The organism is Shewanella sp. NIFS-20-20 (assembly GCF_019209865.1).
Lineage (GTDB): Bacteria > Pseudomonadota > Gammaproteobacteria > Enterobacterales > Shewanellaceae > Shewanella.
The window spans coordinates 74,189-90,818 of record NZ_JAHUTT010000008.1 but is presented as its reverse complement, the minus strand read 5'-3'; the positions used below and the strand labels follow the sequence as shown (position 1 = coordinate 90,818).

Sequence of the window (16,630 nt, the reverse complement as noted above, 5' to 3'; positions counted from 1 at the left end):
TAACGCCTAAGTTTTAAGATAAATAAACGTGCTCTATTCCGGCGCGTTTTTCTACGCCTAACAACAGCTGAGTTAATCCTAAAATACCGTGTTTTACTGGCCCAGGTTGGGAATCTAATTCAATACTCATCAAAAGGTTTTTCACTGCCAAACCAAACTCAGTATTCCCTTGCATCGCCAGCTTGCGTTGAAAAAATAACGTATCAGGATCTTCTTTCGCCGCTAAAATCAGTAACAGTTCCCGACTATTCGCGGTAAATGTGACATCACATGACTGCGCCTCGTTGATCTGCCAGCGCCCCTGATAAACCACGGTAAACTGCACATTAAGATCACTCACCACAATCCCGACGGGGCGTCCGTACAGAAAAGCTAACTCTTCGGCAGCAAATTGCCGACTCACACTCAAATCCAGCACTTGCGCCAAGATTTTAGCTTTGATAGTAAAAGGCATCAATTGCACTGGCAACGCTATGCACTTAGGTGCTAACGACAATAATCGTTGAGCCGCTCGCTCTGAGGCAGACATCACACTTCTCCATGTAAAACATGCCCCGCAGTTTACCTGAGCTTAATACATGTATTCCTGTTTTAAATCAAATATCTGAACAGTAAAGCCTTTTACACTAGTCAACTTTGGATACCCAAGCCATTTAAGATGCATCCTTATTAAGGAAACGTCATCTGCCGTTGGAGTTTATATGGAATTACTGTGCCCAGCGGGCAATCTCGCATCGCTCAAAGCTGCACTCAATGCCGGCGCCGATGCCGTGTATATCGGCCTCAAAAATGAAACCAATGCTCGCTCATTTGCTGGACTCAATTTCAGTCAAGATCAGTTTAAGCAAGCGGCTCGCTTGGTGAAGCAACAAGGTAAAAAGCTCCATCTCGCCATCAATACGTTTTCAATGCCAGGCGAGGAGAGCAAATGGACGCAAACCATAGATTTTGCTGCCAACAATGGCGTTGACGCTCTCATTATTGCCGATATGTCTTTACTGGATTATGCCCACCAGCATTACCCGCATATTCCATTGCATTTATCCGTACAAGCTAGTGTCAACAACCTGGCAGCCATCACGCTATACCATGATTTATTCAATATTGAACGAGTGGTGCTACCCCGTGTGCTTACTATGAAGCAGATCAGAGACTTAGCCGCTAACAGCCCGGTTGATTTAGAAGTGTTTGCCTTTGGAAGTTTATGCATTATGGCAGAGGGGCGCTGTCATTTATCCTCTTATGTCACCGGACAATCCCCCAATACCGGCGGCAGCTGCTCACCGGCGAATTGCGTGCAATGGCATGAACATCAAGGCCAACGAAGTACCCACCTTAATGGCATCTTAATCGACAACACGCCGATTGAAGAAGCCCTGGGCTACCCTGTGGTATGTAAAGGGAGATACTTAAGCGGCGAACATGCTGGCGCCGAACATTGGCTCGAGTCCCCCATTAGTCTCAACACCTTGCGGTTAGTCCCCCAGCTAGCGCAAGCAGGTATCGCGTCATTAAAAATTGAAGGGCGACAACGTAGCCCTGCCTATGTGTCACAAGTTGCTAAAACATGGCGCCGAGCTATTGATGCGTATTTAACTAACCCTAACGACTATCAAGTACAACCACAGTGGGATCAGGTATTGGCTCATCTCTCAGAAGGCCAAGTCACCACCTTAGGCGCTTATCAGAAACAATGGCAATAACGGAATCGATTATGAAAGTCTCCCTCGGTCCCTTGCTCTACTGCTGGGACAAAGTTCGCACACAAGCATTTTACCAAGCCGTTGGCGCTTCAGATATTCCTCTAGTGTATTTAGGTGAAGCGGTATGCAATAGAAGACGCCAGCTAAAATTTAAAGACTATTGGGCTATCGCCCAAGATTTGCGCGACAGTGGCAAACAAGTCATCCTCACCACCCAAGCCTTAATCGAGGCAGGCTCAGCTTTAGTCGAATTGAAAAAAATTATCGATAATGGCGAATTTATGATTGAAGCCAATGATATGGCCGCCGTTGCCATGGCAAGAGAAGCGAAGGTTGGTTTTATTGCTGGGGCGGAGATCAATCATTACAACCCTGCAACCTTAACCTTATTGCAGCAGTTTGGCATGCAACGTTTTGTGATGCCCTACGAGCTTGATCAGCAATGGCTCAGCAAAACTCTGGCGGCCAATGCCAGTCTCAAAGTCGAAGTGCTGGGGTTGGGTCACTTACCCCTCGCCCATTCGGCCAGATGCTTTACTGCTAAACAGGCGGGTCTCAATAAAGATACCTGTGCAACCTTATGCATCAATTACCCCCAAGGTATCACGATTAAAACCCAAGAGCAGCAAGCGTTATTGCGCCTCAATGGCATTCAAACCCAATCCGCCACTCGCTGCAATTTAAGTCAGCAATGGCAACAAATGCAACAACTTGGGGTGGAATATTTTCGGGTGTCTGCCGACAGTGAAGCTGGTATCGCCCAAGCACAAGCCTTGCTTAAGCATCAAGTCGTTGCCGAACAAGACATCGACAGTAATGGCTATTGGTTTGGCCAGTCAGGCATGTCGCGCTTAAATGTAGGCAATGCTCCAGCACCATAAACATTTCATCCACCTCGCTCAGCAAGGTATCGGCGTCTCAGGCTGATAGCTTGCAAGCGGCTTTCTGTTCACTGTCACCATGTTGATCTTGCCCCCATAGCAATAACAGTGTTGCGGCTCCCAGCCGCACGCTAAGCGCAAGTCCTGGCTCCACGACCGACAATATACGGTATCGCTAACGCCAAGCGTCATGGTGCCGTTTGCCAAGCCCTTGCCGCCTTTAGTCAATATATTTTTAGCTCAGCGCCTTGAATTTATTACTAAATCTATAATTTTCTCGAAATACACCACCTCCCTGCCCACGAAACACATGCAAAACACAGTAAATACAAGTAAGATCCATTGTTGAAACATCAACGCAACAACATGAAATTATTAAAATTATTTAGTGTTTTCAGCTTTTTTTTAAGTAGAATATATCTAGTCACTTTATGACGATATTTATTCGCTAACAGGGCGGCGGCGATTTTATCAAGCTAACCCTAAGCACGACACAGATTGATGGATATAAATCAATCATATTTTATACGTTTATGACTGAATGAAAATGCAACAACAGCGCATAGCAGCATGAGGTTTAGTCAACTTTTAAGGGTTACCGGCGTGGCTACAGAACAACAAAAATATAGCTTAAAGACGATGCTGACCTTCATCGTCCCTTCATTTATCGGCTTGTTGCTTTTTATGACTCCGGTCAGTTACCAAGATGCCATTACGATCCCCATTGCGGTGATCGCTAAAGGGCTACAAGCCAACATTGGCCTATGGTTACCGACCATCATCTCAGTGGTCGTGTGTGTAACGGCATGTCTGAGTATTTTGAGTAAATTTTGGCAACCCCAATGGCTGCAAGGTCATCATTTCATTCGTGACTTATTTAATGTTCACCCGCTGTGGATCCTAGTGCGTATTCTTGGCGCGGTCTTTATTATCATGAGTCTGAACCAAGTCGGTCCTGAAGCCATCATTTCATCCAGTACCGGCTCGTTAGTACTTAATGACTTGTTACCCATTTTGTTTTGTGTATTTTTATTCGCAGGCATGTTGCTGCCCCTATTATTAAACTTCGGCCTGCTGGAGTTATTGGGCGCCTTATTGACCAAGATCATGAGACCGCTGTTTAATTTACCGGGACGCAGTGCTATCGATTGCATGACCTCTTGGCTTGGCGATGGCAGTGTCGGCATTTTGTTAACCACCAAACAATATGAAGAGAAGTTTTATACCCAAAGAGAAGCGGCGGTCATTGGCACGACCTTCTCTGCCGTTTCGATTACTTTTTCTCTGGTGGTGATTGCGCAGGTGCAACTGGAGCACATGTTTGCCCCTTTCTACCTCACCGTGTGTTTAGCAGGCTTGGTCGCCGCGATTATTGTGCCAAGATTACCGCCATTATCGCGTAAAAAAGATCTCTTCATTGATGGCAGCGCACGCGATCAAGAACTCGAGCGTAAACCCAATGAACAGTCGGTGCTGGCCTGGGGATTAGATTTAGCCATGAAACGCGCGGCGCGCTCAGGTGGGATAAATAAATTCCTGAGCGAAGGTGTAAAAAATGCCATTGATATGATCTTTGGTGTGTTACCCGTCGTCATGGGGATCGGCACTTTGGCATTAATCATTGCCGAGTACACCCCCATTTTCACTTGGCTCGGCATGCCGTTTATTCCGTTCTTAGAACTATTGCAGATCCCTGAAGCCGCCGAAGCGTCAAAAACCATCGTGGTCGGTTTTGCGGATATGTTTATTCCATCGATTCTAGCCGCCTCGATTGAGTCGGACATGACGCGCTTTGTTATTGCCGCCATGTCTGTGACCCAATTAATTTATATGAGTGAAGTCGGTGCGCTGCTGTTAGGCAGTAAAATACCAGTGAACATTGGTGAATTATTCATGGTGTTTATTCTGCGAACTTTAGTCACCCTTCCGGTGATCGCAGCCATGGCTCACCTGATATTTTAAGCGTTAGCTAAATTACAGTATTCTGTTTTAAAGCAGCCATTTGGCTGCTTTTTTTTACCGTTCGCAATGCCGATGTACTATCATTAAATAAGAGGGACTTGAATGAGGAGCAAGGATGCAAATTGTAGATATCATGAGCCATAAATTAGTAACAGTGGCCATGGATGATAGGCTCAAATTGGTGCAAGATATCTTTAAGCAGACACAACTGCACCATCTTCCCGTTTTCGAATGCAAGGCATTAGTCGGCTTAGTCTCAGAGCGGGATTTATTACGAGCCATCAATCCCAATGTCGATAATCCATTGGCTAAAGACAGCGACCGTATCTGTTTAAATAAGCGCGTTCACCAAATTATGACCCGTAAGGTCATCACCATTGAGCAAGACCAAAGCCTCAACCATGCCGCCCAATTGTTGGTCGAGCACAATATTGGCTGCCTACCGGTTACTCATAACGAGCAGGTGGTGGGGATTATTAGCTGGAAGGATGTGTTGAGAAGCCTTTACCAACAAGACCTCTCAACGAAACGCAGACTTAGATAGCCCAGCCGCCAAGGTAGAAAATCACCAGACCTAAGGTAATCGTGATGACCGCTAGGTTGAGGCGGCGCCATTCTCCAGCCATGATGCGACCAATCGTTAAAATCACAAAACCGAGCATGATGCCGGTGACAATATTACAGCTCAGCATAATAAACACGGCGCAAGTTAAGCCAGCTAATGCATCGATGCTGTCGTCAAAGTTTAATTTACTGACATTCGATAACATCAATAATCCGACATACATTAATGCTGGCGCGGTGGCATATGCTGGCACTAAATAGCTCAGTGGTGCTAAAAACATCATCAGTAAAAATAACACGCCCACGACCGTGGCGGTTAATCCGGTTTTGCCACCAGCGGCCGTTCCCGCTGCCGACTCAATATAGACGGCGGCAGGTGAAGCCCCCATCAGACCGGCAAAAATCGAACTCACCGAGTCAGACGTTAAGGCTTTATCACCATCGATAATTTGATCGTCTTTATCCAGTAATTTGGCTTGTCCTGCCACCGCACGAATGGTACCTGTGGCATCAAATATCGCCGTCATAACCAAGGCTAGAACTATGGGTAAGATCACTGGGTTAAGCGCCCCCATAATATCGAGTTGGCCGACTAAGCTGTGCTCACTGGTAAAGTCAGGCAAGGCGAAAAAGCCTTGGTAAGTCACGTTCGGGTCAAACATCAAGCCAAAAGCTGACAGCAAGACAATCACCAACAAGATACCACCAGGCACCCGCTTCTTTTCTAACCCTATGGTGGCGGCAAGACCGACGATTGCTGCTATCGCGCCAAGTGAATCGATCTGACCCAGTTTAACCGGTAAGCCCACGGGATTACCAACGATTAAGCCAACACTATTGGCTGCAATCAACAATAGAAACAGCCCAATTCCTATCCCAGTGCCATGAGCAATTCCTGCCGGCAGATTGGTCAAAATCCACTGCCGAACCCCGGTGACTGACACGAGCGTGAATGTCACCCCAGTGAGGAATATCGCCCCCAGCGTCACAGGGATACTGATGCCCTGACCAATCACTAAGCTAAAGGCGGTGAAAGCGGTTAGCGAAATGGCGCAACCAATCGCCATCGGCAAATTTGCCCACAGCCCCATCAGCAACGAACCAAAGGCAGCAATTAAACAGGTAGCAATAAACACGGCGCCCGTATCAAACCCGGCATCGCCGAGCATATTGGGCACGACAATCACTGAGTACACCATGGCGAGAAACGTGGTTAATCCGGCCACAAGTTCTTGGCGCAGGTTCGATCCCCGTTGGCTGATGCTAAATTTACGCTCAAGCCAAGATGGCTTATCTGAGGCTGAAGTTGGTGCAGAACAATTCATGATATTTCCTTAAAAACGATCTCTTAGTTTGGGTCATTTGACCTCGGCCATGGCAGGTTAGAGCCCCACGGTCAGGTGGGTGAGAGATCCACAAATCGTTGCCAACTTGTGACCTGCAACCAGTTGCACATTGACAAATGGCGGTCATGGCCTTGGTTAGCGGCAGTGTACTTTATTTCGTTATCAGAGAAAGGCTTATTAATCGAAACTGAGAAATAGCGAACAAACTCAGCAAGCAAGCAAGTGAGATCGATCGCGCCCTTGGGCTATTCATAACTTTTCACATCGACACATGATCCATTCATGCCACAAAACCATCAGGTTCACATTCATAGTCTATTATTGATGAAGGCTAAAATTTGTTGCTCAGGAGAATCACAAAAATGACTAACACACCGAAAAATCAAGATGAAACCACCAGAGCAAGTGAGCTCAAGGCAATGGGCTTTATCGTCGTGATTTTATTTCCTCTGTTAACGATAGGTCTCATTTCTGCTTACGGCTTCTTCATTTGGTTTTATCAAACCTTCTACGGGATACCAGGCCACTAATTTTTAAAAATAATTATTTTCGAGGATATATCTATGAAGTGGTTACGCAATTTGTGGCGAACCTTAAGTTCTCCCGCTAAATATCTCTCCCTCGGGACAGTGATACTCTGCTCTTTTGTCATGGGTATCGTGTTTTGGGGAGGCTTTAATACCGCCTTAGAGCACACCAATACCGAGGAGTTTTGTATTAGCTGTCATGGGATGCAAAAACCCTATAAAGAACTGCAAAATACGATCCACTGGTCTAACCGTTCAGGCGTGCGAGCCACCTGCCCCGATTGTCACGTTCCCCATGAATGGACTCAAAAGATTGGCCGCAAGATGGAGGCATCGAAGGAAGTCTTTGGTTGGTTGATTAACACCATTAATACCGAGGAAAAATTTGAGAACAAACGGTTAGAAATGGCAGCCCGTGAATGGAAACGCTTTGATATGACCAATTCGTTAGCCTGTAAGAACTGCCATGAATATAAATCAATGAATTGGGACAGCATGTCACCGTTAGCCGTCAAACAAATGAAACATGCCGCCGAAATTGACCAAAGTTGTATCGATTGCCATAAAGGGATCGCGCATCACCTGCCAAATATGGGCACTGCCAGAGCCCCTGAACTGATTGCACAAGTGGGTCAAGGCGTTAGCAGCATTCAGATCAATGCCGACTACTATAGTGCGCTCACCAAGCCGCTGTACCTCAATGCCACCGAAAAAGAAGATCAAGGCACCTTAAACATTGCCACTGAAGTCAAGGTGCTGGAGCAACAAGATAATCGCGTCAAAATTGCCATCGAAGGCTGGCGTAAACGGGTGGGCTTAGGTCGCGTGATTTATGCCGACTTTGGGCTCAATATCTTAACCGCCCAGTTATCAAAAGATGCCGCCGCACAAGAAGGGGTGATTCGCGTCTTTGAAGAGAAAGTCGATCCATTAACCGGTTTGACTTGGCAACGAGTCGAAGCCGACATGTGGACTGATAGTAATTACCTATTGACCAGTGATACTGCCCTTTGGAGTTATGCTGAAGAAACCTACAACACGTCTTGTAGTGTGTGTCATACGCAGCCTGCACCGGGTCACTTCGATGCCAACACTTGGCCGGGTATGTTCCAAGGCATGTTAGCGTTTGTGAATATGGATCAAGACACCACGGCTTTAGTACAGAAATATCTGCAAGAGCATTCTTCCACTTTCGATAAAAGCGGCCAGCACTAGTAGGAAACTAAGATGAATAGAAGAGAATTTCTTAAAGGTCTGTTATCTGTCTCATGTGTGTCATTAGGTGGCAGCAGCTTGCTTTCCCCATTATCGGCATTGGCGGCAAGTGAGGCTCAAGGCACTGACTTTTTGGTGACAGGGTCTCACTTTGGAGCCTTTAAAATTAGTCGTAAAAATGGGGTGATAGACCAAGTCCTTCCCTTTGATGCTGACAAATATCCCAGCGATATGATCCATGGTATCAAAGGGCTTGTGTACAACAACTCCCGCGCTCGTTATCCAATGGTGCGTTTAGATTATCTCACTAAAGGCTTTGGCGCGAACCCCGAAAGCCGCGGTGACTTTCGTTTTGTGCGGGTCACCTGGGATAAAGCATTAACCCTATTTATTGATGCGTTAAACCAAGTGCAAACGCAATATGGACCATCAGGTTTACATGCTGGACAGACGGGCTGGCGCGCTGTGGGTCAACTCCATTCATGCACCAGCCATATGCAACGCGCGGTGGCCATGCATGGCAATTTCATTAAAAAAGTGGGGGATTACTCGACTGGTGCAGGTCAAGTCATCCTGCCTTATGTCTTAGGGTCAACCGAAGTGTACGCCCAAGGGACCTCTTGGTCGCTGATTTTAGAGCACAGCAATACCATTATTTTATGGTCCAATGATCCTTATAAAAATTTGCAAGTCGGTTGGAATACTGAAACCCACGAATCTTATGCCTATTTAGCGGAACTCAAAAAACTCGTAAAAGCCGGTAAAATCCGAGTGATCAGCATAGATCCCGTGGTCAGTAAGACCCAAAACTATCTGGAGTGCGAACACCAATACATCAATCCCCAAACCGATGTCACACTCATGCTGGCAATTGCTCATGAGATGGTCGTGAATAATTGGCATGACAAAGCCTTTTTAGATGGCTACAGTCTCGGTTTCGATGATTTCTTGCCTTACCTTAACGGTGAACAAGATGGCATCGCTAAAACCCCTGAATGGGCCAGCCCAATTTGTGGCATCAGCCCCGAGCGTATTCGAGAGCTGGCCAAGGTGATGACCACAGGGCGGGTGCAAATTATGGTGGGTTGGTGCATCCAACGCCAACAACATGGTGAACAACCCTACTGGATGACTGCCGTGTTAGCGACCATGATAGGTCAAATTGGCTTACCTGGCGGTGGCGTCAGTTATGGTCATCATTATTCAGGTATTGGTATTCCCTCATCTGGCGCGGCGATGCCGGGCGCCTTCCCTCGGAACCTCGATGAAGGCATGACCCAAATTTATCCTAGCCTTGATTTTAAAGGCTATTCTAGTGTGATCCCGGTGGCACGTTGGATAGACTCGATTTTAGAGCCGGGTAAGGTCATTGATGCTAATGGCAGCAAGGTCACGCTCCCCGATGTGAAAATGATGGTATTCTCAGGTTGTAATCCTTGGAATCACCATCAGCAACGTAACCGTATGAAAGAGGCGTATCGTAAATTAAAGTGTGTGGTCACCATCGATACCAATTGGAATGCCGGTTCTCGCTTCTCTGATATTGTACTGCCGGCGTGCACCACCTTTGAGCGCAATGATATCGACATTTATGGCGCCTATGCCAATCGTGGCGTAATTGCCATGAAGAAAATGGTCGAACCACTGTATGACAGCCTGTCAGATTTTCAAATTTTCACCCGCTTTGCCCGCATGCTTGGCCCCGATAAAGAGCAGCAATATACCCGTGGCATGACTGAGTTACAGTGGCTCGAAATGCTGTATAACGATTGCAAAGCGGACAACGCTGCCAAGTGGGATATGCCCGATTTTGCTACCTTCTGGCAAAGCGGCTATTTTGATTTTGGTCCAGGCAAACCTTGGGTCAGACATCAAGCTTTCCGCGATGATCCTGAAATCAACCCATTAGGAACCCCCTCAGGACTGATCGAAATATATAGCCGAAAGATTGCCAGTTATAACTATGACGATTGTCCTGGCCACCCTAAATGGATGGAGAAAGTTGAACGGAGCCATGGCGGCCCTGGCTCAAAAAAACATCCAATTTGGTTGCAATCATGCCATCCCAATAAACGTTTACACTCACAAATGTGTGAGTCAGATACGTATCGCGAAACCTACACAGTTAAAGGTCGCGAACCTTGTTATATTAATGCGGCTGATGCCAAGGCTCGTGGGATTAAAGATGGTGATATTATTCGGGTATTCAACGATCGCGGCCAACTGCTTGTTGGAGCGGTGATCTCCAGTGATTTTCCTGAAGGCGTGATAAGAATTCAAGAAGGAGCTTGGTATAGCCCTGTCGGCAAGGACGGTAGCAAGCAAGGGGGCAATGAAATCGGCGCGTTAGATTCCTATGGCGATCCCAACACTTGTACCTTAGATATTGGTACCTCTAAGTTAGCCCAAGCCTGCTCTGCCTATACTTGCTTGGTGAATTACGAAAGGTATCGCGGTAAAGTACCTGAAGTCAGTGGTTTTAACGGCCCAATTGAGGTATCCCTATGAGTCAAACGGCAAGCAGCGTCAGTGAGTTAGATCGAGTCAGGGCGGTGGTATATCAGCTGTTGTCTTCTCTGTTTGGGCGAGAAATCGATCAGGCGCGTTTGGAGCAGTTGACCCAACCACAAGCCACGGCCTTTTGGTTGCAATTGGGGCAAGACTCACGCATCAGTGACGACGTGCAAGTGATCATGACTCAGCTCAAGCAGATTGGAAATGAACGGCAATTATTGGAGTTAGCAGCCGATTATTGCGGGCTATTTTTAATTGGCAGTAAACATGCCCCGACCCCTTATGCCAGCCATTTTTTGGTCAAAGGCCAAGAGCCATTGGCTTTTGGGGAACAGCATCACTTAATGAGTGACTTTCTAAAACAAAGTCACTTGACGGTGCAAAGTGACTTTAAGGAGCCTGCCGACCACCTCGCGGTTATGCTAGCCTATATGGGACACTTATGCACCCATGCCAGCCCTGAGGCCCAATCAGCCTATCTCAATGACTGCCTGCTATCGTGGTTACCGGCATTTTGTCAGCAAGTGGAGCGACAAGACTCCGGCCAATTCTATCAGGCGCTCGCGAGGATAACCTTGCACTGGGTAGATTCCGATAAACAATCATTGGTATAAATTCACGCGGCTACGGCCGCGTTTTTTTGTGGACTCGGCGTCGCGGCAAATAAATAGCCTTCACCATGAATAGTTACAAACAATGCTGCACTGAGCTTTTGGCGTAACCGCCGAATGATCACATCGATGGTTCTCTCATTCACATACAAGTGTCGATGATGTGTTTGCTGCATTAATCGCTGACGACTTAACACTTGTTGTGGATGACGAATAAACGCTTGCAACAGCTCAAACTCAGCCTTAGTCAGCGCGATTGGCTGTTCATTTTGTCGCAACTGGCGCTTTGAAATTGATAAATGATACTCGTCAAAATAGAGATCATTTCCCTGACAACTGATTTGTTGTAATTGATGGCGCGCCTTTTTAAGCAACTCGTGTCGCCATATTAAATTACGCATTCTGACTTGTAACTCACGCAATACCCAAGGCGCCGTCATAAAATCATCGGCGCCCATCTCGAGCGCTATCACAATATCAAACACATCGCTTTGTGGGCTGAGCACTAAGATGGGCGTTACGCTCTGGCTTCGAATATCTCGAATGATGCGGATATTATCGACAGGCATGGCGTGGGTATCGAACACAATTAAGTCCGGCATTTGCCCACTGAGCTCCTGCCAGAACTGCTCTTGGCTGCGTACCACCAACACACCATAGCCTAATTGCTCAAGGCATTGCCGCGGTAAGTGCGTCGCACTAGATAACGCTTGAAAAATAAGAATGGTGGCCAAAATTGTCTCCCGAGTTCAGACCACCAGTGTATTCATAATTTTTCACAAACTCAGGTTAAAATTTAATAATATTTTGATATTTATGATTAATTCGAATTCACATTCCGCTGGCATTGCCAGCGCATTCGCGCTTAAGTGCAACACCTCGCTACCCAGGCTCATTAGCGAACCCCAGCCTAACTTTCGCCATCGGTGCCCTCGCCTTTAATAGCGCAGCCGCATTCACTCAACGAAATAACCTCGCAATTGCGCGCCTTCGACGTGATAGGGTATATACTTAGGGAGATTACAATGACAGTAAGGTAAGTCGACATGGATGATAGACGTAAATTTTCTCGGATTTTTTTCAATGCCAATGCGTATATAGCCCAAGCAAATATTCGTTGGCCCACACGAATAATCGATCTTTGTTTGAATGGGGCTTTAGTTGAGCGCCCTCCCCGTCTCAATCCTGATAGTGATGACTTAGTATTGCATTTCACCCTACCAAACTCAGATGTGTCTTTGCAGATGAAAGTAGAAGCTACCCACCAAGACACGGATTGGTTAGGCTTGCGTACCCAGCATATTGATGTTGAATCCATTAGCCATCTTAGACGCTTGATTGAGCTCAACCTTGCCGACACTAACTTACTCGATAGAGAGCTAAATCACTTTATTGAGCAGCATCAAAATGCTAATGCTGCCCCTAAAAATGCCGAGTAAGAGGCGCGTCCGTTAGCGAAAAAAGATAGGGTCAAAGGATAGCATCGAGTGCTTGACTCAGTTTAGACACACCCATCACCTCCATGCCGGCGATGGCTTTTTTGGGCGCATTCGCCTTCGGCACGATAGCGCGCTTAAAGCCATGCTTGGCCGCTTCGATTAAGCGCTCTTGGCCGTTAGGCACCGGCCGGATCTCACCCGATAAGCCCACCTCACCAAACACCACTAAGTCTTGATCAAGTGTATGATTACGAAAACTCGACACCATCGCCAAAAGTAACGCAAGATCGGCACTGGTCTCAGTGACTTTAACCCCACCAACCACATTGACAAACACATCTTGATCGGCCATCTGTAAGCCACCATGGCGATGCATCACAGCTAATAACATGGCCAAGCGGTTGGCATCCATCCCCACTGCGACACGCCTTGGGTGCGACATGGCTGAACTATCAACCAATACCTGCAATTCCACCAGCAAAGGCCGAGTCCCTTCCCAGATCGACATGACTAAAGAGCCCGGCGCGGCTTCATCGCGGGTTAAAAAGATGGCGGAGGGGTTAGCGACTTCCTTCAAGCCTTTTTCGGTCATGGCAAACACGCCCAATTCATTGACTGCGCCGAAGCGATTTTTATGAGAGCGTAATGTTCGATAACGGCTATCACTATCCCCTTCAAACATCACCGAGCAGTCAATACAGTGCTCTAGCACTTTAGGACCGGCTAAGCTACCATCTTTAGTCACATGGCCAACCATGATCACCGCAATGCCTTGCTGTTTGGCGAAACGGGTTAAAAATGCGGCGGACTCCCGAACTTGAGACACGCTCCCAGGCGAGGATTGAACATCGTTAATATGCATCACTTGAATTGAGTCAACCACCATCACTTTTGGCTGCTCTTTTAACGCCACCTCGCAAATTTGTTCAACACTGGTTTCTGACAGCATCTTTAACTTATCGATAGGCAAGCCTAAACGATGGGCACGCATGGCGACTTGTTGTAAGGATTCCTCACCAGTGACATACAGGGCTTCCATCTGTTGCGATAAACGGCACAAGGTCTGCAACAATAAGGTACTTTTGCCCGCCCCAGGATGACCCCCAATCAAAATGGCCGAACCTGGCACGATACCGCCGCCCAGCACCCGATCGAATTCAGTAAACGAACTGGCTAAACGCGGTAAATCATTTAAATCAATTTGATCAAGGGTTTGAACCTGACTACTGCCTGAGCCTGCGAATCCACTAAAACTTGCCCCTCGATTGGCCGGTGCGCTCCCTAGTCGCACCTCGGTGATGGTGTTCCATTCTTTACATGCGTTACATTGACCTTGCCACCTTGGAAAGTCCTGACCGCACTCATTACACACAAAGGCTGTTTTATTCTTTGCCATAATTCTCTAAAATTCGTATAAGCTAAGATAAAGTAAACAAATTTACTGCCGACATAAAGCTTGGATGCTTTAATAAGAAACATAAATGATAATAAAAGAGTACAGCAGCCTGATAGACCAGCTCAAACCTTTGGTTATGGAAGAGCACTTTCAGGAACTATTTGACCAATTAACGGCGAATGAATCCAGTTCAGATCGCTTTCTTATCAAGATGGAACTCAACCGTCTTGCCACTTTGTGTACTCGCAATATTGATTTACGAGAAAAAACCGAGTTGCCTTGGGAAGCCGTCGTTCAGGGGCAGCAAAAGCATTTTCTTGATGAGCCCGCCAAAGCCATCCTATTGGAATCATTATCCCTATATCAGCAGCATTATACGCTAGGGGTCTATGAAGAGGTCATCAATAGCCATAAACGTCGCAGAGAAGCACTCAGAGACGCTGCCCATAAAAAAGTGACTGCCAGCCAAGACTCACCATTTGTCGTGCCACTCACGGTTCTTGGCAGTTATTTTAATCGCGAAGAAGAGCGGATGCATTATAGCATCAAGGTCGACATTCAACATCAAGACCAAAGGATCACCGCCAATTCGACCGATCTGTCCGTCAATGGGATCCGCATCCGCGCGCCCAAGTCTCACAACCTGCAAACCCAAGCCAAGGTTAAGCTCTTTTTACTTGAGCTTATCAAAGATGGGATTTTTGAGGTTCTGCAACAAGGTATTGACTATCAAGTGGTGAAGATTGAGTCCAAGGATGATTCTGATTTTATCAGTCTCAAACGCCTCGACAGCAACGCTTCATTGTCAGAATTACTCGAGCAACTTATCCACGCCTACAAAGGCCGCTATAAGGTCGATGTCAGTGATATTATGCATACCGCAACGGGGCTGGGATTAGAGCGGCAATATTTGCCTCATTTTCCACACTTATCAACTTTCGCGGGCACCAAAAACCAACAATGGCACTTAAGTCACTTATTATTGAGTCAGGAAAATCAAACCATTCTCAATGATTTTGTCGACCAAAATGACATTAATCAATTACCAGCGATGTTGACGCATCAACGCATTGAAAAAATACTGCAAGAACCGTCGAACCCTGCTCATAAGATGTTTGTGTGTTTTTCTCACAATGCCAGCGGTAAACTCTTTTTTTACTCTGCCACCTTATGGGAATTAGAACAGCAAACCCTGACCAACCTCTTTTTAGGGTTTGGCGCGCGTAAAACCAGTTTTAGAATTTATCGTCTAGACCATTACGCCATTGACCATCAGCGCCCCTATAAAGCCTCGGTATTACCCCAAGAAGACCGCCATTACAGCAGTGCCATTGAAGCTGAACTCAAGCAATTACAATACAGTTTGGTATTGCAAGATCTCACCAATGAACAAGTCAGGCGCCTATACCAATCACGGTTAGACACTGAAAATGTCAATGCCCTTAAAGTATTTGCCCAACCTAAAATTAACTCCCATCAAATTCGTCAAGTGGCGATGGAGTTCTCGGAGCGGCGCATGGAGGCGAGATTTGCGTTTAAAACTTTAGTGCACATCCGCCAAGGCGATATTGATGTCAAAGCCATATCTCAGGATATTTCTGGCCGCGGAATGCAGCTCAACCTTGATGACATCATCGAGTTTAATAACGATGAACCCTTATTATTGAGCTTTCCTAAGCTCCAGCCGCTCGCCGGTAAGCTTAAACTGGTCGAGATGCCTTATAAACTGGTGCGTAGCCGTCGTAATGGCCAAAGTTTACATTTAGTGTCGGTGATGGGGAATGAGCCGCATATGGGGGTCGCTTTCCTGAAAAAGCTGATTGAAGCCAATAAAGAAAAGCTGCAAAAATTGACCGAGAATAATGCCGAAGCCAAAGAACTGGCTGAAGCCCTAAAAAATCTGATGATGCGCCATTTACCTGGGGTGTTATGGTTTGTGGAGAAAACCATCAAAAACGCTAAGCTCTCATGCTTAGCCGCGACCAGTGAACGACACCTATTAACAGATATCTTTGACACCACCCCTTATGGCTTAGATTTGACCGCCTTACTTGATCACGGTGTACTTAAGCGTGATTTATTGGATCCGGTACGCACCATGAATCCGGACTATGAGATGGATTTCTTCGAAGTGTTTATGAGCCTATTGCCTAGCGGGGAATTACTGTGCCAACAACCGCGCATTATCGGCGACATCAACGCTCAGCTGAAATTTATTCGCCAAGCCCAAGACCACGGGCAATTTTATGCCATCAGAGTCTATCGCGGGGCGGCGCATAAACCTGACATGAGTTATATCCGTCGAGAAACGGAATACATGCTGCCCTATGCCCCTCACAAGGTTAAACAGCTCGAGGAGATGTTGTGGCAAGTCATCGGTCTGGGCGAAATCTTAGATATCACTCATGAAGTTTTACTGCGCTACCCTAGCCTCAGCCAGCACTAGTCCCCATAACACCCCATCATTGACCA

Annotated in this window: 14 protein-coding genes; 10 read left to right on the top strand and 4 right to left on the bottom strand. The window is 46.7% G+C overall.

Annotation, left to right across the window (positions count from 1 at the left end; translation table 11 throughout):
• Window positions 1–13: 13 nt before the first annotated feature.
• Window positions 14–529, bottom strand: a complete 516-nt coding sequence (locus tag KU855_RS04590) for an SCP2 domain-containing protein (protein ID WP_218529128.1) — start codon at window positions 527–529, stop codon at window positions 14–16.
• Between the two features lie 172 nt (window positions 530–701).
• Between KU855_RS04590 and KU855_RS04585 the strand changes: the two genes are divergently transcribed.
• From KU855_RS04585 to KU855_RS04570, 4 genes are all read left to right on the top strand, one after another.
• The gene (locus KU855_RS04585) at window positions 702–1,703 is read left to right on the top strand and encodes a peptidase U32 family protein (RefSeq protein WP_218529127.1); all 1,002 of its coding nucleotides are present in this window, start codon (window positions 702–704) and stop codon (window positions 1,701–1,703) included.
• 11 nt (window positions 1,704–1,714) lie between these two features.
• Window positions 1,715–2,584, top strand: coding sequence for a U32 family peptidase (locus KU855_RS04580; RefSeq protein WP_218529126.1), 870 nt, complete (start codon window positions 1,715–1,717; stop codon window positions 2,582–2,584).
• A 603-nt stretch (window positions 2,585–3,187) separates the two neighbouring features.
• Entirely contained in the window at window positions 3,188–4,546 is a 1,359-nt protein-coding gene (locus KU855_RS04575; protein ID WP_218529125.1) for a YjiH family protein, read from the top strand.
• A gap of 115 nt (window positions 4,547–4,661) precedes the next feature.
• A complete protein-coding gene (locus tag KU855_RS04570; protein ID WP_218529124.1) occupies window positions 4,662–5,090 on the top strand; it encodes a CBS domain-containing protein in 429 nt (142 codons plus the stop codon).
• Here KU855_RS04570 and KU855_RS04565 read toward each other — a convergent pair.
• Complete coding sequence (locus KU855_RS04565; protein WP_218529123.1) at window positions 5,083–6,435, bottom strand: NCS2 family permease; 1,353 nt, start codon at window positions 6,433–6,435, stop codon at window positions 5,083–5,085. The two genes, KU855_RS04570 and KU855_RS04565, sit on opposite strands and share 8 nt — an antisense overlap.
• 383 nt (window positions 6,436–6,818) lie before the next feature.
• Between KU855_RS04565 and KU855_RS04560 the strand changes: the two genes are divergently transcribed.
• The 4 genes from KU855_RS04560 to torD are packed head-to-tail and all read left to right on the top strand — an operon-like array spanning window position 6,819 to window position 11,326.
• Complete coding sequence (locus KU855_RS04560) at window positions 6,819–6,986, top strand: periplasmic nitrate reductase, NapE protein (protein ID WP_218529122.1); 168 nt, start codon at window positions 6,819–6,821, stop codon at window positions 6,984–6,986.
• 33 nt (window positions 6,987–7,019) lie between these two features.
• Complete coding sequence (gene torC, locus KU855_RS04555; RefSeq protein WP_218529121.1) at window positions 7,020–8,198, top strand: pentaheme c-type cytochrome TorC; 1,179 nt, start codon at window positions 7,020–7,022, stop codon at window positions 8,196–8,198.
• 12 nt (window positions 8,199–8,210) lie between these two features.
• A complete protein-coding gene (torA, locus tag KU855_RS04550) occupies window positions 8,211–10,706 on the top strand; it encodes a trimethylamine-N-oxide reductase TorA (RefSeq protein WP_218529120.1) in 2,496 nt (831 codons plus the stop codon).
• Window positions 10,703–11,326, top strand: coding sequence for a molecular chaperone TorD (gene torD, locus KU855_RS04545; protein WP_218529119.1), 624 nt, complete (start codon window positions 10,703–10,705; stop codon window positions 11,324–11,326). The genes torA and torD overlap by 4 nt, the downstream gene beginning before the upstream one ends.
• Window positions 11,327–11,328: 2 nt before the next feature.
• Here the strand turns inward: torD and KU855_RS04540 are convergent, their stop codons facing one another.
• The gene (locus KU855_RS04540; RefSeq protein WP_218529118.1) at window positions 11,329–12,057 is read right to left on the bottom strand and encodes a winged helix-turn-helix domain-containing protein; all 729 of its coding nucleotides are present in this window, start codon (window positions 12,055–12,057) and stop codon (window positions 11,329–11,331) included.
• A 312-nt stretch (window positions 12,058–12,369) separates the two neighbouring features.
• Here KU855_RS04540 and KU855_RS04535 point away from each other — a divergent pair, with 312 nt between their 5' ends.
• A complete protein-coding gene (locus KU855_RS04535) occupies window positions 12,370–12,762 on the top strand; it encodes a PilZ domain-containing protein (RefSeq protein WP_218529117.1) in 393 nt (130 codons plus the stop codon).
• A gap of 31 nt (window positions 12,763–12,793) precedes the next feature.
• Here the strand turns inward: KU855_RS04535 and radA are convergent, their stop codons facing one another.
• Entirely contained in the window at window positions 12,794–14,158 is a 1,365-nt protein-coding gene (gene radA / locus KU855_RS04530; RefSeq protein ID WP_218529116.1) for a DNA repair protein RadA, read from the bottom strand.
• Window positions 14,159–14,243: 85 nt separating this feature from the next.
• On the opposite strand from radA, the gene KU855_RS04525 reads away from it, so the two are divergent.
• A complete protein-coding gene (locus tag KU855_RS04525) occupies window positions 14,244–16,604 on the top strand; it encodes a PilZ domain-containing protein (protein ID WP_218529115.1) in 2,361 nt (786 codons plus the stop codon).
• Window positions 16,605–16,630 lie beyond the last annotated feature (26 nt).